Below are 21,357 nucleotides of genomic sequence, written 5' to 3' on the forward strand. Positions count from 1 at the left end.
CCCCCGGTGCGACAGTGCTGGGGGGCTAACCCCCGGAGCTGCGACGGGGGCACCGCGGCGCCACTACGATCCCGGCGGATGAGCGAGGCGCTGCGATCGCTCGCCGACGCCGCGCGCGCGGTGACGGCGGCGGCCACCGACGAGGATGTGCTGGCGATCGTCGCCCAGGCCGCCCGGGACGTGATCGGCGCCCGCCACGGGATCGCCCGCCGCGACGCCAACGGGGCGCCACCCGGGCCGCGGCTGGTCGCGCCGCTGCTCGCCCGCGACGGGTCGAGCCTCGGCCTGATCGAGCTCTGGGACAAGGAGGGCGAGTTCACGCCCGACGACGAGGCGATCGTCATCCACCTCGCCCAGATGGCGGCCAACGCGATCGAGACGCTCGAGCTGCTCGCGCGCGAGCACGCCGCCCGCGTCGAGGCCGAGGAGAACGGCCGCCGCCTGCTGCGCGAGAAGCAGCGCGCCGAGGCGCTCCAGCGCGTGGGAAGCGCGATCGCCGGCCGCCTGGACCTGCAGGAGATCGTCCAGCTCGCCACCGACGCCGCCCGTGAGCTCACCCCCGCCCAGTTCGGCGCGTTCTTCTACAACGTGATCTCCGACGTCGGCGAGGCGTACATGCTCTACACGCTCTCGGGCGTCGAGCGCAGCGCGTTCGAGCGCTTCCCGATGCCCCGCAACACCGCGATCTTCGCGCCCACGTTCGACGGCACCGGCATCGTCCGCCTCGACGACGTGCTGGCGGACGGCCGCTACGGCCGCAACGAGCCCTACAACGGCATGCCGGAGGGTCATCTGCCCGTCCGCAGCTACCTCGCGGTGCCGGTCATCACCTCCGACGGCGCGGTCGCCGGCGGGCTGTTCTTCGGCCACCCCGAGCCGGGCATGTTCTCCGCCGAGGACGAGGACATGGTCGTGGGGATCGCGTCCCAGTCGGCGATCGCGATCGAGAACGCCCGCCTCTACCAGGAGCGCACCCGCACCGCCCAGACGCTCCAGCGCGCCCTGCTCCCGCCGCATCTGCCGCAGATCGCGGGCCTCGAGCTCGCCGCCGGCTACCGCGCGGCGGGCGAAGGCAACGAGGTCGGCGGTGACTTCTACGACGTCTTCCAGCAGGGCGACGGGAGTTGGGCGCTGGTCGTCGGCGACGTCTGCGGCAAGGGGCCGCAGGCCGCGGCGGTGACCGCGCTCGCCCGCTACACGCTGCGCGCGCACGCGGTCGCGGGGCTGCGGCCGAGCTACATGCTCGCCCGCCTCAACGACGCGCTGCTGCGCCAGCGCGCGCCCGGGTTCGTGACGGTCGCGCTCGCGCGGCTGGAGCTGCATGAGCGCGGCGCCACGCTGGAGCTGGCGACCGCCGGGCATCCGCTGCCGATCGTCGCCCACGACGGCTCCGCCCGCCCGCTCGGCGACGTCGGGACGCCGCTCGGGATCGTCGAGCGGCCGGACCTCCCGGAGGTCTCGCTCGAGCTCGAGCCCGGCGACCTGCTCGCGTTCTACACCGACGGCGTCACCGAGGCCGCGGCGCCGCGGCGCCTGCTGTCCGAGGCCGAGCTCGCCGCGCTGGTGGCCGAGCATGCCGCCGACGGCGCCGCCCGCGTGGTCGAGCGGCTGGAAGGCATGGCGGTGGCGATCGCGGACGGCAACCCGCGCGACGACATCGCCTGTCTGGCCGTCGGCGTCCAGGTGCCGCCGCGGGTCGCCCGGCGGTTCCCGGCCACGCGCCAAGCGGCCCGTGACGTCGCGGCCGCGCTCGCCCCGCTGGCGCCCGAGCTCGGTGACCGCACCGCCCAGGACCTGCGGCTGCTCGCGACCGAGCTGGTCGCCAATGCGGTCCGCCACACCGGGATCGCGAACGGGTCGGTCGAGATCCAGCTGCGGCTGACCGAGGACCGCGTGCACCTGAGCGTGCTCGACGACGGACCCGGCTTCGATCTGCCGGAGCGCCCCGTGGTCACGCCCGAGGGCCCGGGCGGCTGGGGCCTGTACCTCGTCGACCGCTGCGCGGTGAGCTGGGGCAGCGAGCGCGGCGAGCGCCACCGCGTGTGGCTCGAGCTGGAGCGCGAGGATGCCGCCTGATCCGCCGATGCTCCTGCCCGTCCGGGGCGAGGTCACGTTCTCCAACGTCGCGTCGCTGAACCGCAAGCTCGAGCAGGCCTTCGGCGACGGCGCACGCAGCCTCGTGATCGACCTCAGCGAGGTCACGTTCATCGACTCCTCGGGCCTGTCCGCGCTGCTGGCGGCCAGCTCCCGGGCACGCGAGCGTGGCGGCGCCGTCGCGCTGGTGCTCGCGCAGGGCGAGCCGCCTTCGCTGTTCCGCTTCCGCGGCATCGACCGCCTGCTCTCGCTGCACTCGAGCCGCGAGGACGCGCTGGCGGCGCTAGGCCGGTAGGTCGAGCGCGGACCGCCGGATCTTGGCCCGCGGGCCGAACGGCACGCGGGGACGACGCGCGAAGGTTCCCGGTCGTGATCGGTCTCGTCCTGCCCGGCGGCGGCGCGCGCGGCGCCTACGAGGCGGGCGCGCTGTCCGTCCTGATCCCCGCGCTGGCTGCGCGCGGGGAGCGCGTGACGATCGTCTGCGGGACGAGCGTGGGCGGGATCAACGCCGCGGTCGTGGCCGCGGTCGCCGCGCAGCCCGCCGCGCGCCAGGCGGAGACGTTCCTGCGCCATTGGCGCTCCGTGCGCAAGTCGAGCGTGATCTCGCCGGTCATCGGCCTCGGGACCGGGCTCGGGCTCCTGCGGCTGGCGGGCGAGGTGCTGGAGCTGCCGGGGATGCGCGCGGCGTCGGTCCTGGACCCGTCGCCGCTGGCGCGCAGCCTCGACGCGTGGATCGACTGGGACGCGCTGCACGCCAACGTGGCCGGCGGCGTGATGCAGGCGGTGTGCGTCGTCGCCACCTCGCTGGACCGCGGTCTGCCCGTCGGGTTCGTCGAGAGCGCGGACCCGCCGCCGCGGTCAGATCGCGAGATCCACTACGTGCACACGCGCCTCGAGGGCCAGCACGTCCGGGCCTCGGCCGCGATCCCGATGCTCTTCCCGCCCGTCGAGGTGACGTCGCCGCTCGGCGCCTCCGGCCACTACGTGGACGGCGCGACGCGGCTGAACGCGCCGATCGCCCCGGCGCTGGCGCTCGGCGCCGACCGGGTGATCGTGGTCGGCTACGAGCCGCTGGCGGCCGAGCGGGCGCCCGCCCCGCGGCGCGGCCTGCCCCGCCTGGCCGACGTCGCCGCGAACGCGCTCGACGGCCTGCTGCTCGACCAGGTCGCCCACGACGTGCGCCGGATGCTGGCGGTCAACGCGTTCTTCGCCGAGTCGCCGGCGACGGGCACGTCGCGCGCGGCACGCGCCTATCGCGAGGCGCACGGCCGTCCGCCGTACCGGCGGATCTCCTACGCGCTGGTGGCGCCGTCGCGGCGCGGCGAGCTCGGCGCGCTGGCCGAGACCGTCTTCCGCGAGCGCTACGGCGGGCTGCGGGGCCTGCGTTCGCCGGACTTCGCCCTGCTCGCGCGGCTGCTGGGCGGCGGCCGCGCCTCCTCCCGCGGCGAGCTGCTCTCCTTCATCCTCTTCGACGAGGTCTTCATCGAGCGGCTGCTGCAGGCGGGCCGAGCCGACGCCAAGCGCTGGCTGGCCGATCACCCCGGCTTCTGGTCCGCGGACGCCGCCGCGGTCGGCTTCGAGGCGACGCCGCTGTCACCGGACACGATCGCGCTCGACGAGTTCCGCGCCCTCAGGCGGCGCTAGGTCCCCTGAGCACGGAGACGCCGGAATGCCCCGGGTCGCCGTCGCTGGGCTCCAGCGAGAGGTCGAAGTAGGTGAACTGCTTGGGGTCGACGGGCAGCGGCAACGTCAGCGTGGCCTTGCCCTGCGCGTCGACGCGGAACGACCCGAGCCCCACGAGCCGCTTGTCGGCGCCGAGCAGCCACAGCTCGTAGAACTGGCCTCCGCCCGTCGGCTTGAGGCCGCTGACCCGCACGTCGACGCCGTCGCTCACGAGGCTCACCTTCCCGCTCGCGGACGGGTCGAGGTCGCCGATGGGCCGCAGTGCGAGCTGCGCGGAGGGCGACGGCTCCCGGTCGAGCAGGAACCCGAGCCCTGCGCCGGCGGCCAGCAGCACGACCGCGCACGCGGCCGCGGCGAGGGGGCGCAGGACGAGGCGACGCCCGCGGCCCGGCGCGTCGCCGCGCACCCCGGCGGCCTCGCCCGGCAGCCTCAGCGGCGGCGGCTCCGGGCCCTCCCACGTGTCCACGGGCAGGCGCTCCAGGCGCGTCACGATCGGCCGCAGCCGCTCGACCTCGTCGCGGAGCTTCGCGTCCGCGGCCAGCGCGCGCTCGAAGGCCGCGGTCTGCTCCGGGTCGAGCTCGCCGAGCAGGTACGCCGAGACGTCGGTCATGTCTCGCCCTCCAGCGCCTCGCGCAGCCGTCGCAGCCCGCTGACCATCCGCGACTTCACGGTGCCGAGCGGCAGGCCGGTCGCCGCCGCGATCTCCGTCTGGGACTGCCCGAAGTAGAAGCGCCGGCGCAGCAGGTCGGCCTCCTGATCGGGAAGCTGGGCGAGCTCGCCCGCCATCCGCCAGTGATCGAGCAGCTCGTCCATGCGGGACTCGTCGGCGCGATCGGCGAGCGCCACCGCGCTGGCCGGGTCGTGTGGCTCGGGGACGCGCCGGCGCAGGTGGTCGATCGCCCGCGAGCGCGCGATCTGCAGCAGCCAGGTGAGCAGGCCACCGCGCTCGGGGTCGTAGCGCTCGCCGCGCTGCCACGCCTCGAGGAAGACCTGCTGCTGGACATCCTCGGCCGCGGTGCGCTCGCCGAGCACGCGCACGAGAAAGCCGAAGGTGGCGCGGCCGTGGACGTCGTAGAGCTCGCGCAGCGCGTCGGGGTCGCGGCGGGCCAGCCGCTTGGCGAGGCGTCGCTCTGCTCGGTCCCGGGAGGCCAAGGCACCATCGTCGCATCGCGATGTGGCACGTCCGCGCCCGGTTGCGCCAACCCACCCGTCACGAGCCCTCGTAGCGAAGGGCGATGACCAGATCCGTGATCGCGGGAGCCGCGGCTGCGCTGCTGCTCGCCGCCGCTCCCTCCGCTGCCCGCGCGAGCGACACGCTCACCGGCGGTACGACCACCCTCAAGCTCGACGCCGGCGTCGCGAACGCGCTCAAGGACGCCGGGGTCAAGGTGTCCGGGACCCGTTACAAGGTCACCGGCGGCTCCCTCGACGGCGCGACGGGCACGATCCGCCACTCCGGCAGCTTGAAGCTCTCCGCCGGCGCGGCCAGGCTGACCGCGTCGAGCTTCACGGTCAAGCTCGGCAAGACCTCCACGCTCTCCGGCAAGGTCGGCAAGGCGCGCGTCACGCTCCTGACGCTGGACACGAGCAAGGCCAGGATCGCCCGCTCCGGGCTCGACTACCGGATCACCGGCGTGCGCGTCGCGCTCACGGGCGCCGCCGCCAAGGCGCTCAACGTCACCTTCCACACCACCCTCTTCAAGCGGGGCCTTCGACTCGGCAGCGTGGCGGTCACCGCCAAGCCGAAGACGATCGGGCTGACCGGAGGCACGACCACGGTGATGCTGGACCAGGGCGCGGCGAACGCGCTCCAGAGCCTCGGGATCAGCGCCGCGCCGATCGGCTCGGACTCGCTCGCGTTCCCGATCACCGGCGGCAAGCTCGACGCCAAGACGTTCGCGGGCACGATCGCCCACGGCGGCGGCATCTCGCTCACCAAAGGCTCGACGACGGTCCAGCTGACCGACTTCGAGATCGGCATCGACGACGCGCCGGAGCTGACCGCGCTCGTCGGCGGCTCGCGCGTCCCGATCCTCAGCGTCGACCTCAGCGGCCTGAAGTCCGACGTGACCGGCGGGACCATCACGCTCACCGGCGCCGCCCTGAAGCTGACCGCGGCCGCCGCCGGCGCGCTCAACCAGGCGTTCGGCACCAGCGCGTTCAGTGAGGGGCTCCTGCTCGGGACCGCCACGGTGCGCGCCAACCCGTCCGCACGAATCGCGAGCGCACGCAGCTACGGGACCACCACGCTCAAGCTCGATGCGGGCGCGGTCGCCGCGCTCACCGGGCTCGGCGTCACCCCCGCGCCGATCGCCCCCGCCGGCGCGCTGCCCAGCGGCGAGCTGGCCTTCCCCATCACCAACGCGCCGTTCGCTGCGCTGCTGAGCGGCACGATCCGCCACAGCGGCGGCATCTCGCTGACCGCGGGCGCGACCACGGTCAAGCTGGAGAACTTCTGGATCGACCCGCTGCGGCGCGTCCTGACCGCCACCGTCAACGGCGGCGCACGCGTGCCGATCCTCGACCTGAGCTTCGGCGCCACGCGGATCTACCTCGGCGGGCGGGCACTCAACGTCGGCCCGGTGGGCGGCGCGCTGACCGCGGTCGCGGCGGGCGCCCTCGACGGCGCGTTCGGGCTCCCGCCGGGCACGGTGCCGCCCGGCCTCCAGCTCGGCGACGCGACCGTCCGCTACCGCCTGCTCTGAGATCGGTCGTCTCCCGCGGTCCGGGCGCCCGGACCGCGGGCCGATGAGCTAGATTGCCTGCCGATGCTGCTCGCCGACTACGCGCTGAACGTCACCCTCGTCTCGCTCTTCATCTGGGTCGTGCTCTTCCCGGTGCTCGTCCAGGGCCTGATCGTGTACGCGATCGTGCAGGCCCGCGGCGAGAAGCGCCAGAACGACCTCGCAAGACGAGTCGGCGACTAGCTCGCCGTGAACCGCTCGGCGATGACGTAGCTCTCGCCGAGCTCGAGCAGGCAGAGGCCCTCGCGGCCCGGCCCTGTGATCGTCATCTGTGTCTGCACGCCGTGCGCGTGCGCGACCTCCGCATAGCGCCGCAGCAGGGTGATCGGACCGTTGGCGAGCTGGCCGTAGCCGAGCTTCAGGAGCGTCTCGACGCCGAGCAGCGCGTTGACGACCTCCTCGAAGCCGATGAAGCCGTCCGCGATCTCCGCGTGGGCGGCGCGCAGGGCGTGCGCGAGCCGCTCGGGATCCTCGGCGCGGCCGTGGAAGGAGAGCCCGCCGAAGTCGTCGGCGTAGGGCAGCAGGCCGGGATGCTCGGCGTGCAGCGCCGCGCGATGGAACCGGCTGCTCGAGACGACCCACCGGACGACGCCGTCGGCCCGGATCGTCCGGTCCCACGTGCGCGCCTTGGCGCCCGCGAGGCGGACATTGAGCCGCAGCGCGTCGCCGGTGCGCTCCGAGGCGAGGACCGCGCCGAGGGCGTCGAGGTCCTCGTCGGCCAGCAGCGCCGGCAGGTCGCCCAGCTCCGAGCGCCCGATCCCGGGCCAGTGCTTGATCTCGGCCCGCGGCGCTTCGGTCGCTCCCGGCCAGATCTGCAGACGGTACGTATCGGGCGGGTCGTCACCCTCCCACTCCGCGGCCTCGCTCAGGTTGCGCCCGCTCCAGCGCGCGCGATAGGCGCCGGGCGCGATCCCGACGGTGACCTCCTCGATCCCGGCCGAGGCGAGCGCGAGCTTGCCGGACGGGACGGTGAGCGAGAACTCGGTGACCTGGTCCCACGCGTCGAGGTCGAGCGGCGGGCGGCCGCCCCAGGCCTCGACCCGCAGCGGCACGAAGAAGTTCGCGCTGCGCGGCATCCGCACGTCGACCTCCGCCTCGCTCCAGTGCGTCTCGGCGTCGACCACGTACAGGTGACCGTGGTCATAGGCGAACTCGAGATCGGTGGCCCAGGCGGTCACGGGCCGAAATGTAGGCGCTAGTTGGCCAGCCGTTCGAGTAGTTCTGCGAAATCGGGCGTCGCGTCGACGCCCTCGAGGCGTCCATCGCGCAGCCAGAACAGCCGCGTGGTCAACGGTGCGGCGTCCTGCTCGGCGGCCGAGCGGGCGAGGTCCATCATCGGCTCGATCACGCCCGCGACACGGGCGTCCCGGATCGGGTGGGCGAGCACCGCGTTGCGGGTCGGGACGGCGACGAGCGTCCCGTACGCCGGCGCCGGCGTCTCGAACTCGTCCGCCCACAGGGCGTGCGTCGCGGTGAAGACGGACTGGCCGTGCAGGACGAACAACGGCGCGGCGGCGTCGTCCAACGCGACCTCGTGGCGGTCGAGTTGCAGCCCGGGCTCGTTGCGCACCCGCGCCAGCGCCTGGACGAACAGCTCCTGGTCGCCCCAACCGTCGGGGAGCAGCATGACCCCGTCGGGCAGGTCGTACGCGAGCAGGACGTGGAGGTCGTCGCCCGCCAGCAGCGCCTTCACGGGGACCTCGAAGTGGTCGAAGAGCTCCGCCGCGCCCTCGGCCACCTGCGGGGTCGCGGTCGCCAGGCGCGAGGTGACCAGCCCGACGATCTCTCCGACGCTTCCCGTCAGGGCGTCCAGCAGCGCGTCGTAGTCGTCGTCGTCCGCCGTGGCGAGCGCCTCCAGGAACCGGTCGACGTCCGCGCCGTCGCGCGTCGTCAGCGAGGCGGCCAGGGCGAGCAGGTCTTCCATGGGCGATCAGGTTAAGGGTCCGGTTCACCGAGCTCCCTCATGACTCCTCGCCGGGCTGGCGGCCGAGCGCCTGCAGCGCCGCCGGCTGGCGCGGGTGAGCGGCGCGGCCTACATCGGCCTCGGCGTTCTAGACCTTGTGGACGCGCTTGCCGTTGGCGTTGGCGGAGAAGTGCGTGCCGTCCTTGAAGTAGAGCTGCCACTCGTCCTTGCCGAGGAGGTCGATCAGCACCAGATAGTCGATGTCGGACACGTGGCGGCCGGCGCGCTTGGCCGCCGTGCGGACGATCCGCAGCGGCGCGGCGGTGTTGACCTTGATCGGCGCGGCGCGGCCGGTGGCGGGCGTGGTGATGTCCTGGACGTCGCCGCCCGCGGTGACCTGGACGACGTGCATCTTGCCGTCAACGATCACGTTCGCGTTCAGACGGTCGGGGGCGAGCCGCAGCAGCTCGATGTCGCCCTTGGGGAGCTGCGCCAGCGCGGCCTTCAGCGCCGCGGCGGTCATCAGCGACGTGCCCTTGGACTTGGAGGTCTTGGTGGTCGACGTCGTGGTCGTGGTGGTGCTGTTCGTCGCCGAGTCGATCGTCGAGGTGATGCTGTCGAGGGCATCGTTGCCGGCGTTGAACGCGAAGATCGAGCCGCCGATCGCGAGCGCGATGAAGCCGATGACGAACAGCGGCACGATCACGCCGATCGCGCTGCGCCGGCGGCGCCGCGTGTAGCTCTGCCGCGGGCCCGGCGTCCACGCTTGCGCGGGGCCGTTCGGCGGGAGGTCGCCGGCGCTCATCGTCGGCTTGACCGGGGTCGGCGTGGGCGTCGGCGTGGCCGACGAACCCATCGAGCTGCTCCAGCCCATGCCGGCGAGCGAGTCCTCGCCCTTCTCACGTCCGAACGCGTCACGCTCCATAGTGCGACGCATCCTCTGCGCGCGGAAAGTGTGCGTCAACCACCTTCCAGAGTGAACCGAGCCACCCCGCGGTGTAGGTTCGAGCCTCCATGCGCAAGCTCCAGAGCCAGGGTGTCCACCACATCACGATCGTCGGAGCCGGTCGGCAGACGTCGATCGACTTCTGGGAAGGCGTGCTCGGGATGCCGTTCATCTTCGAGCAGCCCAACCTCGACAACGCCGCCGAGTCGCACCTCTACTTCGACCCGGGCGACGGCCGCCTGATCACGATCTTCACCAACGAGGAGCGCTCGGGATCGCCCGACCGCACGCCCACCGACCCCGGCTGCGTGCACCACATCGCGTTCTCGCTCTCCAACGCGACGTTCCGGCAGGCCGTCGAGCGCCTCGACGAACGCGGGATCCGCCACTCGGGCGTCAAGGATCGCGGGTTCATGGACTCGATCTACTTCACCGACCCGTTCGGGCTGCTGATCGAGCTCGCGTCCTACCGGTTCGAGCCGCCCGCGGGCTTCACCCACGCGGATGTGCTGTTCGAGGCGCACAACCTGCGGGTCGCCGCGGGCGACGAGAACATCCTGCCGATCCACCTGGCCGACGCGATCGAGAACCTCGTCCTGCGCTCGCGCGGCTCGTTGTCGGAGGACCGCTCAGCCAAGCATCCCTACTGAGACCGGGTCGCCTGCGAGGTACGCGGACAGGTGATCGATGACCTCGCGGGCGTCGTCCTCGATCCCGTGGATGAACGTGGACTTCCGGCGCCGCAGCACCGGCAGGCCGAGCGCGAACAGCCCCGGGCTCTCGACGACGACGCCGCCGTCGTGGCGCAGGTGGCCCTTGGCGTCGACCACGTCGACCTCGAGCCAGGAGTAGTCCGGCCGATAGCCGGTGGCCCAGAGGACCGACCGGATGCCACCGTCGCGCAGGTCGATCCGCCAGCGCGGTGAGCCGGGCACCTCGGTCGGCGCGTACCGCTCGGCGTCGGCGCCGTTGACGCCTTCCGTCCTCGCCCACGCGTCGAACCCGTCGAGCATGCGTTCCTGCTTGAGGTCCGCGAGCGCGCACACGTTCCGCAGGCCGCCGGAGAACAGCGCCGTGCCGTCGCGCACCGACGCCCAACGGCCGACCAGCTCGACGCCCAGGCCTTGCAGCGCGTTGAGGTCGAGCGTCTCGCGCTCGGGCGTGCCGACGAGCTGCGGCGAAGGCAGCCTGCGGGCGCGGGTGAGATCGTCCACCTCGTCGTGGCGCTGGTCCCACACGCCCGTGGCGTCCATCCACCAGAGCACGTCGCGGCCGCGGTAGGTCCGCGGCATCCGGACGTGCTCGCCCACGGCGAGCGTGACCGGCCGGCCCGAGCGCTGGATCTCCGCCGCCAGCTGCACCCCGGTCGCCGACGCGCCGACGACGAGCACGCCGCCGTCGGGAAGGCTGTCCGGGTTGCGGTAGCCGAACGTCGTCAGCTGCTCGACCTCGGCCGGGACGGCGGCGGCGAACGCCGGCGACGTCGGCCGGTTGCACGCGCCGCTGGCGATCACCACGGTGCGCGCGTGCAGGTCGCCCTGGTCGGTCGCGACGAGGTAGCCGTCTTCGTCGCGCCGGACGGCGGTCACCGTCGTGCCCGTGCGGACGGGCGCGTCGCTGCTCGCCGCGAAGCGGGCGATGAAGTCGGCGACCTCGGTCGCCGACATGTAGCCATCGGGGTCATCGCCGTCGTACGGCGAGCCGGGCAGCCGGCTCTGCCAGTTCGGCGTCAGCAGCCGCAGCGAATCCCAGCGCTCGTTGCGCCACGAGTTCGCCACCTCGCCGCGCTCGAGCACGACATGATCGATCCCCTGCTCGGCGAGGAAATGGCTGGCGGCGAGCCCGGCGTGCCCGCCACCGACGACGACAGCGGTGAAGCGCTCAGGCGACAGCGACGGTGACCTCGGTCGGGTTCGTCAGCGCGTCGAAGACCGCCGAACGCTTCTGCGACTGGGCGACGAGCGCCTCGATCTCCTGCTGCGTGGCGTCCGCGTCGATGTTGAACGTCACCTTGATGTCGTTGTAGCCGTTGCGGACATCGCTGTCGGCGCCGAGGATGCCGCGGATGTCGTGGTTGCCCTCGACGGTCGCCTCGACCGAGCGCAGCTGGATGCCGCGGTTCTGAGCCACCGACGCGACGCCGGCCGTCAGGCAGCTCGCCAGGCCGACGAGCAGGTACTCGATGGGCGTGATCGCGCCGTCCTCGGCGGCGAAGATCTCCGGGTGGTCGGCGTCGAGGACCGTCTTGGCCTTATGGCTCTGCTCCTCGCCGAGACCGAAGAAGTTCTCGATCGTCGTCGTGCTGTTGACGCCCTTGTTCCACTTCGACGTCGCCTTCCAGACGAACGCCGCAGCCTCGGGCGCGGCCGTCAGCGCCTCACGAGCGTCGAGCAGTGCCTGGACGTTGACACCGTTGTCAACGTGATCGATGGTGGCCATCGCTTCCTGCCTTTCCGTGTAAATAGGTAATCCTAGGTCGGAAAACCGAATATACGGAGCAAGGCCGCGAAAGTGGCAAAAAACGCGAAAGGCCCGCAAAAGCGGGCCTTTTCGTTGCATAGCGGGGGCAGGATTCGAACCTGCGACCTTCGGGTTATGAGCCCGACGAGCTACCTGGCTGCTCCACCCCGCGGCGGGCAAAAAACAATAGCAGCGCCCTAGCCACCTTCAAGGCGCCCAAGCTCGATCGCCGGGCACCGGTCCATCACGACCCGCAGCCCCGCCGCGCGGGCGCGCTCGGCCGCGTCGTGGTCGATCACGCCGAGCTGCATCCAGACCGCCTTGGCGCCGACCGCGATCGCCTCGTCGACATGCGCGGAGACGGCCGAGGAGCGGCGGAAGAGGTCGACGACCTCGATGCCCTGATCGGGCGGCAGGACCGGGTGGCAGCGCTCGCCGAGGACCTCGTCGCACGCGGGGTTGACCGGGATCACGCGGTAGCCGCGGCCCATCAGCATCGCCGCGATCCGGTGCGAGTCGCGAAACGGCGACGGCGAGCAGCCGACCACCGCCCAGGTGCGGTACTCGGTGAGCACATGGCGAATGTCGTCGTTCACTCCGACAAGGCTCGCAGGCGGAGCGCGTTGGCCGGCGCGAAGGCCTCCCAGTCGTTGTTGAAGTAGGCGAAGACCTCGGCGTCGCGGCGCACGTCGCGCACCCGCGCCGCCCAGTCGCGCAGCTCGGTCTCGGAGTAGTTGCCGCGACGGCCGCGCGAGCCGTGGTGGAAGCGGATCAGCGTCCAGTCGGTGGTCAGCTCGAGCGGCTGCCACGGGCGCTCGGGGTGGTCGCCGTAGACGAGCGCGGCGCCGTAGGCGCGCAGGATCTGCAGCACGTCGGCGGTGAACCACGACTCGTCGCGGAACTCGAAGCAGTGGCGGCCGGGCGGGAAGCGCTCGAGCGCGTCGGCGAGCCGGTCCTCGTCGCGCTTGAAGTTCCCCGGCAGCTGCCAGAGCACCGGACCGAGCTTCCCCGACTCCACGAGCGGCCCGATCGCCTCGTAGTAGCGGGCGAGCGGCTCGTCGAGCTCGCGAAGGCGCCGCACGTGGGTCATGTAGCGGCTCGCCTTGACCGTGAACACGAAGTCCGGGGGCGTCTCGGCCACCCAGCGCGCGACCGCGTCCGGCTTGGCCAGCCGGTAGAAGGTGCTGTTGACCTCGACGGTCTCGAACTCGGTGGCGTAGTGCTCGAGCCAGCGGCGCTGCGGCAGCTTCGGCGGGTAGAACGCGCCGTCGCGCCAGTCGCGGTACTGCCAGCCCGAGCAGCCGATATGAAGCGGGTGGATGCCGGGAGTGCTACCCGACCTTGAACTTGACGACCGGGCCCTCCTGCAGGCAGTCGTCGATGCCGCTCTCGCACTGGATGCGGTGGGCCTGCCAGTAGTAGGTGCCCGGCGAGTTAAGCCAGAACTCGTCGAAGTCGAAGAACTTCGGCTTGTACTGGAAGACGCCGCCCTTCTTGCTGGCGCGGCCGATCGACTCCTCGGAGCAGATCACGCCGTCGGAGTTCTTCTTGTTGGACTTGCAGACGTGGACCCAGACCTGGCCCTTGCCCTTGCCCTTGACCCGCATCTTGAAGGTCGGGGACTGGCCGGAGGGGACGGTCGCGTTGGCCTTGGGGGAGAGAGGAGTGATGCCGTTCTTTGTCGCCGCGAGCGCAGGGGACGCGCCGGCCAGGATCAGCGCGGTGACAAAGACACCGGAAAGGGAGCGGAGGGTCATCGCGCGACCTTAACCGCCATGATTGCCGCCGTGGGAAAGGTGTTCGTGACCCGCACGTTCCCGTTCGAGGCGCTCACCCGGCTGCAGGCGGAGCATGAGGTCGACGTCTGGGACGACAACGCGCCGCCCCCGCGCGAGGCGCTGCTCGAACGCGCGGCGGGCGCCGACGCGCTGCTGACGATCATCACCGAGAAGGTCGACGCGGAGTTGTTCGATCGCGCACCGTCCGTCAAGGCGGTGGCCAACCTCGCCGTCGGCACGGACAACATCGACCTCGACGAAGCGAGACGGCGCGGGATCGCGGTCGGCAACACGCCCGGCGTGCTGACCGACGCCACCGCGGACATCGCGTTCGCGCTCCTGCTCGGCATCGCCCGCCGGATCAACGAGGGCGAGCGCCAGGTGCGCGACGGCGAGTGGGTGCCCTGGTACCCGATGCACATGGTCGGCGGCGACACGGCCGGGATGACACTCGGGATCGTCGGCTGGGGCCGGATCGGCCAGGCGATGGCGCGCCGCGGCGAAGGCTTCGGCATGAACGTGATCCACAGCTCGCGGTCCTCCGGCGTGAGCCTCGAGGAGCTGCTCGAGCAGGCCGACTACGTCTCCCTGCACACGCCGCTGACCCCCGAGACGCGCCACCTGATGGGCGCGGCCCAGTTCAAGCGCATGAAGAAGACCGCCTACCTGATCAACACCGCCCGCGGCGGCGTCGTCGATCAGGAGGCGCTGCGCGAGGCGCTCGTCGACGGCGAGATCGCCGGCGCGGGGCTCGACGTGACGACGCCGGAGCCGCTCCCCGCGGACGACCCGCTCCTGACCGCGCCGAACCTGCTCGTCGTGCCGCACGTCGGCAGCGCCACCTTCCGCACCCGCTCGCGGATGGCGGACATGGCGGTCGACAACCTGCTCGCCGCGCTCGCGGGCCGGGACATGCCGCACCCCGCCTCGTGACCCGGGTCGCCGCGGTCGACATCGGCTCGAACTCCACCCGCCTGCTGGTCGCGACAGGCGACACGGAGCTCGCCCGCGCGTCGATCGTCACCCGCCTCGGCGAAGGTGTGGACCGCACCGGCCGCCTCGCCGACGCGGCCCAGCAGCGCGTCCTCGACGTCCTGGCCGGCTTTCGCGTCGCGATCGACGACTGCGACGGAGCCGCGGCCGTGATGACCTCGGCCGTCCGCGATGCCGCCAACGGCAGCGAGTTCGCGGCGCGCGTGCAGAGCGTCCTGGGCTTCGCCCCGCGCACGCTGAGCGGCGACGAGGAGGCGCAGCTGACCTACGCCGGCGCGACCTACGGCCGAAGCGGCGAGTTCGTCGTGATCGACATCGGCGGCGGCTCGACGGAGCTCGTCACCTCGACCGCCCACGTGTCCACCCAGATCGGCGTCGTCCGCCACTCCGAACGGCACCTGCACAGCGATCCGCCGACGGCCGCGGAGCTCGAGAACCTCACGTCCGACGTGCGCGAAGCTCTCATGGCGCACGTCCCGGTGCGTATGCGTGAGAACCCGGTGAAGGCAATTGCGGTTGCCGGCACGCCAACTCAGTGCGCGGCCATCGACCTCGGCCTGGCCGAATACGACGCGGACCGCGTCGAAGGCCACATCCTGACGGCTTCCCGCTTGCGCGAGCTGCTGGCCGAAATGGCCGCGATCCCCCTCGCACAGCGCAGTCGGGTCACCGGCCTGGACCCGTCCCGAGCCCCCGTGATCGTTGCGGGAATCGCAATCATGCTAGAAGTAGTGAATTGCTTAGGCCTCGAACGGGTCGAAGCCTCCGAGCACGACATCCTCTGGGGTCTCGCACGCTCAACCACACAAGGAACCTGAAGTCAAGGTTCAGCGTGTCCGATGGTGGACATCTGTTCGATTGCTCCGCCGACGGCTCAAGGTGGAGAATCCCGCGTGTCGGAAGGGCGGTCGTGCCTCCCGCCGCCGTCCACCGACACATAGGTCCGGGCGATGCCGCATCATCGGCGCCTCCCGCCGCCTGGACCACTCAATAGGCCCCTCAAGGCACGTACCCCTGCCCGTCCTGACGGGGCCATCTGGTAGCCGCCCGCCCCCGCCGCGGGCGGCTCCTTTTTAAGCAGGTCTTTCCGCCGCCGTGACCCACCGGTTCCCCCACGTGGGGGACGCGGATCAGGCCAGGTTCGCGGAGCGCGGGTACTGCACGGCCGGGTCGGTGAGCACGTTCACCAGCGCCGGCTTGCCGCTCTCGAACGCGCGCACCAGCGCGGGACGCAGGTCGCCCGGGGTGCGCACGAGCTCGCCGTGGCCGCCGAGGGCGGCGACGACCTCGTCGTACCGCGTCTCCGGCCGCAAGTCGGCAGCGACCGACCAGCCGCCGTAGAGGAACTCCATCGGGTGCTTCTCGAGCGCCCAGATGCCGTTGTTGCCCATCACGCCGACGACGGCGACGCCGTGGCGGGCGAGCGTGTCGAAGTCCATCCCGGCGAAGCCGAACGCGCCGTCGCCGAGCAGCAGCACGACCTGACGGTCCGGGTGCGCGAGCTTGGCCGCCAGCGCGTAGCCGGGGCCGGAGCCGAGGCACCCGAACGGGCCGGGGTCGAGCCAGCAGCCGGGCTGGTAGGAGTCGACGACGCGGCCGGCGAAGGAGACGAAGTCGCCGCCGTCGCCGACGACGATCGCGTCGCGGTCCAGGAGTTGCGCGAGCTCCCCGTAGACGCGCATCGGGTGCAGCGGCGCGCGCGGATCCTCGAACTGCGCGCGCTCCGCGTCGCGCTTCTCGATCTCGATCCCGCGGAGCCGCGCGACCCACGCGTCAGTCGCCAGGCGCGACCCGTTCAGCGCGTTCAGCGTCGACGTCAGGTCCCCGTAGAGCTCGGCGGCGACCGCGCGCGGATGGTCACGGCGCGGCTCGGCGACGTCGATCACCACGACGTCGCAGTCCTCGGAGAACGCGGTGCCGAACCCGAGCCGGAAGTCCATCGGCACGCCGACCACCAACGCCACGTCAGCCTCCCCCAGCGCCGTCTTGCGCGCCCGGGCGAACGCCAGCGCGTGATCGGCGGGAACGCAGCCACGTGCCAGCCCGTTCAGGAAGACCGGGATGCCGCGCGCCTCGGCGAGCGCCAGCAGCGCGGCCTCGCCGCGCCCCCAGTAGAGGTCCGTGCCGGCCATGATCACCGGCCGGTCCGCGTCGTCGAGCAGCGCCCGCGCGCGGTCGACGGCGGCATCGTCGGCGAGCGCGGCGCGCGGCGCCGGAACGTCGGCGATCTCCTCCGCGTCGGCCTCCATGAAGACGACGTCGAGCGGGAAGTCCAGGAAGACCGGCCCGGTGTGCGGGCGGCGGGCGACCGCGAACGCCTCGTCGACCAGGCCCGGGATCTCGGGCGTCGCACCCGCGGTCGCGGCGAGCTTGACGGTCGGCCGGACGAACGGGACGTGATCGATCTCCTGCAGCGAGCCCTGACCCCAGCGAAACGCGGGCGCGCGCCCGCCGAGGACCACGATCGGCGAGTGGTTCTGCAGCGCGGACGCCATCCCGCTCATCGCGTTGGTCACGCCCGGACCCGCGGTCACCGCGGCGACGCCAGGCTCGCGGGTGACCTTCGCCCACCCCTCGGCGGCGAACGTCGCGGTCGCCTCGTGGCGGACGTCGACGATCTCGATGCCCTCGTGGCGGCAGCCCTCGTAGATCGAGAACAGATGGCCGCCGGAGAGCGTGAACAGGCGGCTCACCCCCTGCGCCCTCAGGCGCTGGGCGATCAGGCGGCCACCGTGATGGCGGATGGGCTCGTCAGACATGGCCGCGCGGAATCTATCCCCCCGCCCGGGGGGTCGCGCCGCCCATGGGGTGGCGCCGCCGCGGCGCGCGGGTCTAGCGTGCAGGAATGGCCGAACCGCAGCCGCATTTCACCGACGCCGACCTCGAACTGCTCCTGCGCGAGGCCGACCGCGAGGACCCGATCCTCACGACGCCCCGCATCGAGAACGCGGAGGAGCCGCGCGAGTCGCTGGACTCGCTGATCCTCGCCGGCCTCGTCTCGCCGTAGAGCCAACCTAAAGGGGTCAGGCCCCTTTAGGTTTAGGCGCGGCCCGCTGCGGCCGCCAGGCGCGCGGTGGCGACCGCGTCGCCGACGCGATCCTCGCCCCAGAACACACCGCGGGACACCCACAACGCGGGCAGCCGGTCGGCGCCCGCGCCGAGCAGGCGGCGCGCGGCCGCCTCGATGGCGCCGTCGCGGCGCTCCTCGCGAGCCGCCCGCAGGCAGTGATCGAGCCGCAGGCCCGCGGCGGCCGCGGCCTCGGTCAGGATCTCGAGGTCGTCGAGGTCGAAGCCGCCCGCGAACGCGAGCCGTGTCGCGGCGAGCACGAACGCCGCCCCGCGCCCCTCGGTGGAGGCGTAGTGGGCGACGCGCATCGCGGCCGGCACCGGCATCGGCCAGCGTTCAGGCCACTCGAGCGGGAGGCGCAGCGCAGCGGCGCGCTCCTCGGCCAGCTCCATGATCTGCTCCGCCTCACGCTCGTTCGCGGGGACCGCGCGGCAGCGCAGCGTCCGCGAGCAGGCAGGCGTCCAGGCGACCGCGTCGAACGCGCGGTCCACTCGCTCCGCCGCCAGATACGTGAACGGCGACGCGAGGTCGAACAAGAACTCGGCCCTCACCGGGTCCCCTACTACTGCATCCGGCCGGAGTCGCGCTCGGCGGTCCTCCAGCCGTATGACCTCACCCATTCCGTACATCCTCAGTCTCGTGTCGTTCCCCAGACGCGAGAGCGTTGGCCCCCGTCGTCTTCATACAACGTGTGAAGAGGCGGGAACTTGCGCTCGTGATCACAACCGTGTCATCGACCGTAATTGTCGATACCAGCAACCTTCCGTTGTCGAAGCGAGTATTCTGCGCAAACCGCCAGGCCGCACCAGGGAGGCCTCTCATACCACCTGTCCCACCGCCCAAACGTCACCCATACGATCAATGGTCGCCCGATGCTCGGGCGCTCGATCTCGTGGGTGATAAGTGGACGCTACTAATCATCCGCGATCTCGCCGCCGGTCCGCGCCGGTTCGTTGAGCTCCAGCGCGTACTACCCGGTATCTCTACCGAACAACTTCGGTCGAGATTGAACCGGATGGTGGCCGATGGGCTGCTCACCCGCCAGCGCTACCGCGAGGTTCCGCCGCGGGTGGACTACGAGCTGACGGAGCGCTCGCGAGAGCTGATTCCCGTGCTCGGCGCGCTTGCGCGCTGGGGCTACGACTGGACGTGGAGCGCCCCACGGCCGGGCGAGGACGTCAATGTCGGCGCCATCTTCCGGCTCGCGCCGGGCATTCTCGAACCGCCGGCGGGCCTCGAGGGGACCGTCGAGCTGATCGTGGAGGCCGAGGGCGACCTGCCCGAGCGCCAGTACCTGGTGACGCTCGTGGGCGGTCGCGCCGAGATCTCCGAGGTCGGTGGAGCGTCGCCGAGCGCATCGGTGCGGGGTTCCGTGCAGGCGTGGGTGCGTGCGCTCGGCCCGGACGGAACGTCCGAGTCGCTGCAGATCTCCGGCCGTGACGGCCTGGCATCCGCGGTGCTCGACGGCTTCACCAACGCAAGGACGCGTGCAGCCAGCGCTGCTGCTTGAGCGGGCGTCCCGGGGGGCGGACGCCCCCCGGTCCTAGTCCGTGCGCTGACCGAGTAGCGCGATCTTCAAAATTTCTTCGGTCACCCCGTCGACCCGCACGATCTTGTCGCGCGATGTCTGACCACGGACCACGCTGACGCGCGACGGCGGTACGCCCGCCGCGCGCGCCACGAACGCGCACAACGCCGCGTTCGCCTTCCCGTCGACCGGCGGCGCGGTCAGACGGATGACCGTGGCGCCGGCGCGCTCGCCCACGACCTCGTTTCGACGACTGCGTGGTTGGACGCGGATCGCGATGTCGCCCATCAGTGCCCGGGGTGGGACTCGAACCCACACGCCCAATTCAAGACAATCGGGTTTAAGCCGATCGCGTCTGACCTATTCCGCCACCCGGGCCAGCGGCAGATCGTAGATGGTCCCGTGGGTACCCTGGTTATCGGATCGCCGCAACTTCCCCACCCGCAGACGGTTATCGCGTGTGGGCCCTGACGCTCCACCCTGTCCACTTGGAAGCTTCCGCACTACAGCACTCCGGCGCTGCCGGTCTCCACGGTCGTTCGCCGCTCCTGCGCCTGCAGTCGGATGAGCGGCTCGTCGCGCTGATCCGGCGCGGGAATCACCACGCCTTCGAGGCGCTGGTGGCCCGCTATCAGTCGCGGCTGTTGGCGTTCTGTCGCCACATGCTGTCCTCGCGTGAGGACGCGGAGGACGTGCTGCAGGAGGTCTTCGCGGCCGCGTTCAACGCGATGCTGGCCGACGAGCGCGAGATCAACGTGCGGCCGTGGCTGTACCGGATCGCCCGCAACCGCTCGCTCAACCACCTGCGCCGCGCGCAGGCGGTCGGGATGGACTCGATGGACATCCACCTGTCCGAGGGTGGGCTCACGACCGCGGACAAGGTCCACAAGCGCGAGGAGTTCCGGCTCCTGATCGCGGACGTCCAGGATCTGCCGGAGACGCAGCGGACGGCGCTGCTGCTGCGCGAGATCGACGCGCTGTCCTACGACCAGATCGCCGAGGCGATGGAGACGACGGTCCCGTCGGTCAAGTCGCTGCTCGTCCGCGCCCGCGTGTCGCTGGCCGAGGCCGCCGAAGCGCGGCTGCTCTCCTGCGACGAGGTGCGGCTCGAATTGGGCGAGGTCGCCGAGGGCCTGACGCGCACGAGCGCCCCGGTGCGCCGCCACCTGCGCACCTGCGAGCGCTGCAGCGCCTTCAAGAAGCAGCTGCGCTCGACCAACAAGGCGCTCGCCTCGCTCTATCCGGTCGGCCCGCTGATCCTGCTCAAGAAGCTCCTGCTCACCCACATCGGGACGGGCGCCGCGACCGGCTCGGCCGCGGCTGCCGGCGGCGCCGCCGCGAGCTCCGCGGGCGCGGGCATGGCGGTGCAGGTCGGGTTCAGCGCCTTCGCGTCCAAGGCCGCGGCCGGCCTCGCGGCCGCCGCGATCGTCACCGCCGGCGCCGTCGAGGTCCAACACGCCGCCAAGCCGCGGGCCGAGCGCAACCCGGTCGTCGCGCAGGCGAGCCCGGCCGACACGGCCGTCGCGCCGGCGCCGACCCCCGTCGCCACCCAGCCGCCGGTGCTCGCCAACTCGGGCCCGCAGCCGTCCGGCGAGAACGCGCGCAAGGTCAAGCTGACCAAGGAGACCGAGCGCAAGGTCCCCGCGGCCGAGGACAAGGCCAAGGACAAGCCGACCGCGACGCCGACCGGCACCCCCGCCGCCAGCTCGACTCCGACGTCGACCCCGGCCCCGAGCGGCGAGGCCAAGGGCGGCGACACGACCGCGCTGCCGACCGACACGCTCGGCACCGCCCAGTCCGGCGCGGGCTCCTACACGCCGCCGGCGCCGACCGCGACGTCGACCGGCCCGGTCCTCGCCTCCGTCCAGCCGACCGAGCCGACGCAGGACCCGACCGCAACCTCCACGCCGGAGCAGTCCGCGACCCCCGAGGCGCCGCCCGCCCCGACCCCGACGCCGCAGCCGGTCGTCACCCCGACGCCGACGCCGAACGCGACCCCGGCCCCCACGCCCGAGTCGACGCCGCCCGGCGACGACGCTCCGCCGCCCGCGGGTCACTGAGCGCTCAGCGGGGGCGCGGCGGGGCTGCCGCCGAAATGTCCCCCCTCCCCGGGCGAAGCCCGATTTCGGCGGCGGCCCCGACGCGCCGCCGCCCGAGTGAA

24 protein-coding genes and 2 tRNA genes are annotated in these 21,357 nt (G+C 72.3%); 11 read left to right on the forward strand and 15 right to left on the reverse strand.

All coding sequences use genetic code 11. From position 1 onward, the window contains the following. Positions 1-78: 78 nt before the first annotated feature. The 3 genes from G569_RS59900 to G569_RS55005 all read left to right on the forward strand — a co-directional run bounded on the left by G569_RS59900 (position 79) and on the right by G569_RS55005 (position 3,738). Positions 79-2,076, forward strand: coding sequence for an ATP-binding SpoIIE family protein phosphatase (locus tag G569_RS59900; RefSeq protein WP_053227600.1), 1,998 nt, complete (start codon positions 79-81; stop codon positions 2,074-2,076). A 7-nt stretch (positions 2,077-2,083) separates the two neighbouring features. Beyond that, positions 2,084-2,389 (forward strand): STAS domain-containing protein, encoded by a 306-nt coding sequence (locus G569_RS55000; RefSeq protein WP_064750560.1) that lies wholly within the window; start codon positions 2,084-2,086, stop codon positions 2,387-2,389. A 74-nt stretch (positions 2,390-2,463) separates the two neighbouring features. Further along, positions 2,464-3,738 carry a patatin-like phospholipase family protein gene (locus G569_RS55005; protein WP_053227602.1) on the forward strand — a complete coding sequence of 425 codons (1,275 nt, stop codon included), beginning with the start codon at positions 2,464-2,466 and terminating at the stop codon, positions 3,736-3,738. Here G569_RS55005 and G569_RS55010 read toward each other — a convergent pair. Next, on the reverse strand, positions 3,725-4,387 hold the full coding sequence (locus G569_RS55010; protein ID WP_053227603.1) for an anti-sigma factor domain-containing protein: 663 nt from the start codon (positions 4,385-4,387) through the stop codon (positions 3,725-3,727). The genes G569_RS55005 and G569_RS55010 overlap by 14 nt on opposite strands. Next, positions 4,384-4,929 (reverse strand): RNA polymerase sigma factor, encoded by a 546-nt coding sequence (locus G569_RS55015; RefSeq protein ID WP_037501831.1) that lies wholly within the window; start codon positions 4,927-4,929, stop codon positions 4,384-4,386. The genes G569_RS55010 and G569_RS55015 overlap by 4 nt, the downstream gene beginning before the upstream one ends. An 83-nt stretch (positions 4,930-5,012) precedes the next feature. Here G569_RS55015 and G569_RS59905 point away from each other — a divergent pair, with 83 nt between their 5' ends. Both G569_RS59905 and G569_RS63335 read left to right on the forward strand, forming a co-directional pair. Further along, positions 5,013-6,482 carry a hypothetical protein gene (locus G569_RS59905; RefSeq protein WP_053227604.1) on the forward strand — a complete coding sequence of 490 codons (1,470 nt, stop codon included), beginning with the start codon at positions 5,013-5,015 and terminating at the stop codon, positions 6,480-6,482. 63 nt (positions 6,483-6,545) lie between these two features. Beyond that, on the forward strand, positions 6,546-6,704 hold the full coding sequence (locus tag G569_RS63335; RefSeq protein ID WP_157592582.1) for a hypothetical protein: 159 nt from the start codon (positions 6,546-6,548) through the stop codon (positions 6,702-6,704). Here the strand turns inward: G569_RS63335 and G569_RS55030 are convergent. The 3 genes from G569_RS55030 to G569_RS0137605 form a co-directional block, all read right to left on the reverse strand. Further along, positions 6,701-7,699 (reverse strand): hypothetical protein, encoded by a 999-nt coding sequence (locus G569_RS55030; RefSeq protein WP_037501834.1) that lies wholly within the window; start codon positions 7,697-7,699, stop codon positions 6,701-6,703. The genes G569_RS63335 and G569_RS55030 overlap by 4 nt on opposite strands. Before the next feature lie 17 nt (positions 7,700-7,716). Next, on the reverse strand, positions 7,717-8,445 hold the full coding sequence (locus tag G569_RS0137600; RefSeq protein ID WP_028067211.1) for a hypothetical protein: 729 nt from the start codon (positions 8,443-8,445) through the stop codon (positions 7,717-7,719). 127 nt (positions 8,446-8,572) lie between these two features. After that, a complete protein-coding gene (locus G569_RS0137605) occupies positions 8,573-9,349 on the reverse strand; it encodes a hypothetical protein (protein ID WP_028067212.1) in 777 nt (258 codons plus the stop codon). 89 nt (positions 9,350-9,438) lie between these two features. Here G569_RS0137605 and G569_RS0137610 point away from each other — a divergent pair, with 89 nt between their 5' ends. Beyond that, positions 9,439-10,020, forward strand: coding sequence for a VOC family protein (locus G569_RS0137610; protein WP_028067213.1), 582 nt, complete (start codon positions 9,439-9,441; stop codon positions 10,018-10,020). On the opposite strand, the gene G569_RS0137615 is transcribed toward G569_RS0137610, so the two are convergent. The 6 genes from G569_RS0137615 to G569_RS0137640 all read right to left on the reverse strand — a co-directional run bounded on the left by G569_RS0137615 (position 10,000) and on the right by G569_RS0137640 (position 13,587). Then, a complete protein-coding gene (locus G569_RS0137615; protein WP_037501837.1) occupies positions 10,000-11,262 on the reverse strand; it encodes an NAD(P)-binding domain-containing protein in 1,263 nt (420 codons plus the stop codon). The two genes, G569_RS0137610 and G569_RS0137615, sit on opposite strands and share 21 nt — an antisense overlap. Further along, positions 11,252-11,809 (reverse strand): OsmC family protein, encoded by a 558-nt coding sequence (locus tag G569_RS0137620; protein WP_028067215.1) that lies wholly within the window; start codon positions 11,807-11,809, stop codon positions 11,252-11,254. The genes G569_RS0137615 and G569_RS0137620 overlap by 11 nt, the downstream gene beginning before the upstream one ends. A 119-nt stretch (positions 11,810-11,928) precedes the next feature. Continuing rightward, positions 11,929-12,002 (reverse strand) — tRNA-Met (locus G569_RS0137625). A gap of 25 nt (positions 12,003-12,027) precedes the next feature. Continuing rightward, on the reverse strand, positions 12,028-12,426 hold the full coding sequence (locus tag G569_RS0137630; RefSeq protein WP_028067216.1) for a CoA-binding protein: 399 nt from the start codon (positions 12,424-12,426) through the stop codon (positions 12,028-12,030). Beyond that, the gene (locus G569_RS0137635) at positions 12,423-13,151 is read right to left on the reverse strand and encodes a DUF72 domain-containing protein (RefSeq protein ID WP_028067217.1); all 729 of its coding nucleotides are present in this window, start codon (positions 13,149-13,151) and stop codon (positions 12,423-12,425) included. Before G569_RS0137635 ends, G569_RS0137630 begins: the two co-directional genes overlap by 4 nt. Positions 13,152-13,161: 10 nt before the next feature. Continuing rightward, complete coding sequence (locus G569_RS0137640; protein ID WP_028067218.1) at positions 13,162-13,587, reverse strand: hypothetical protein; 426 nt, start codon at positions 13,585-13,587, stop codon at positions 13,162-13,164. A gap of 18 nt (positions 13,588-13,605) precedes the next feature. Here G569_RS0137640 and G569_RS0137645 point away from each other — a divergent pair, with 18 nt between their 5' ends. Together G569_RS0137645 and G569_RS0137650 are read left to right on the forward strand one after the other, a co-directional pair. Beyond that, a complete protein-coding gene (locus G569_RS0137645; protein ID WP_028067219.1) occupies positions 13,606-14,541 on the forward strand; it encodes a 2-hydroxyacid dehydrogenase in 936 nt (311 codons plus the stop codon). Continuing rightward, complete coding sequence (locus G569_RS0137650; RefSeq protein WP_028067220.1) at positions 14,538-15,419, forward strand: Ppx/GppA phosphatase family protein; 882 nt, start codon at positions 14,538-14,540, stop codon at positions 15,417-15,419. The genes G569_RS0137645 and G569_RS0137650 overlap by 4 nt, the downstream gene beginning before the upstream one ends. A 312-nt stretch (positions 15,420-15,731) precedes the next feature. Here the strand turns inward: G569_RS0137650 and G569_RS0137655 are convergent, their stop codons facing one another. Continuing rightward, a complete protein-coding gene (locus tag G569_RS0137655) occupies positions 15,732-17,360 on the reverse strand; it encodes an acetolactate synthase (RefSeq protein WP_028067221.1) in 1,629 nt (542 codons plus the stop codon). Between the two features lie 86 nt (positions 17,361-17,446). Here G569_RS0137655 and G569_RS63340 point away from each other — a divergent pair, with 86 nt between their 5' ends. Then, positions 17,447-17,608: a hypothetical protein gene (locus G569_RS63340; RefSeq protein ID WP_157592583.1), complete on the forward strand. Its 162-nt coding sequence runs from the start codon at positions 17,447-17,449 to the stop codon at positions 17,606-17,608. 32 nt (positions 17,609-17,640) lie between these two features. Here the strand turns inward: G569_RS63340 and G569_RS0137665 are convergent, their stop codons facing one another. Then, positions 17,641-18,219, reverse strand: coding sequence for a DsbA family protein (locus G569_RS0137665; RefSeq protein WP_169542335.1), 579 nt, complete (start codon positions 18,217-18,219; stop codon positions 17,641-17,643). A 341-nt stretch (positions 18,220-18,560) separates the two neighbouring features. Here G569_RS0137665 and G569_RS61875 point away from each other — a divergent pair, with 341 nt between their 5' ends. After that, positions 18,561-19,178: a winged helix-turn-helix transcriptional regulator gene (locus G569_RS61875; RefSeq protein ID WP_169542336.1), complete on the forward strand. Its 618-nt coding sequence runs from the start codon at positions 18,561-18,563 to the stop codon at positions 19,176-19,178. A 33-nt stretch (positions 19,179-19,211) separates the two neighbouring features. Here the strand turns inward: G569_RS61875 and G569_RS0137675 are convergent, their stop codons facing one another. Together G569_RS0137675 and G569_RS0137680 are read right to left on the reverse strand one after the other, a co-directional pair. Continuing rightward, a complete protein-coding gene (locus G569_RS0137675; protein WP_037501840.1) occupies positions 19,212-19,484 on the reverse strand; it encodes a DUF167 domain-containing protein in 273 nt (90 codons plus the stop codon). Positions 19,485-19,487: 3 nt separating this feature from the next. Then, positions 19,488-19,574 (reverse strand) — tRNA-Leu (locus tag G569_RS0137680). Positions 19,575-19,684: 110 nt separating this feature from the next. On the opposite strand from G569_RS0137680, the gene G569_RS66195 reads away from it, so the two are divergent. Then, complete coding sequence (locus tag G569_RS66195) at positions 19,685-21,256, forward strand: RNA polymerase sigma factor (RefSeq protein ID WP_028067224.1); 1,572 nt, start codon at positions 19,685-19,687, stop codon at positions 21,254-21,256. Positions 21,257-21,357: the final 101 nt, after the last annotated feature.

The organism is Solirubrobacter soli DSM 22325 (genome assembly GCF_000423665.1).
In the GTDB taxonomy this organism is placed as follows: domain Bacteria; phylum Actinomycetota; class Thermoleophilia; order Solirubrobacterales; family Solirubrobacteraceae; genus Solirubrobacter; species Solirubrobacter soli.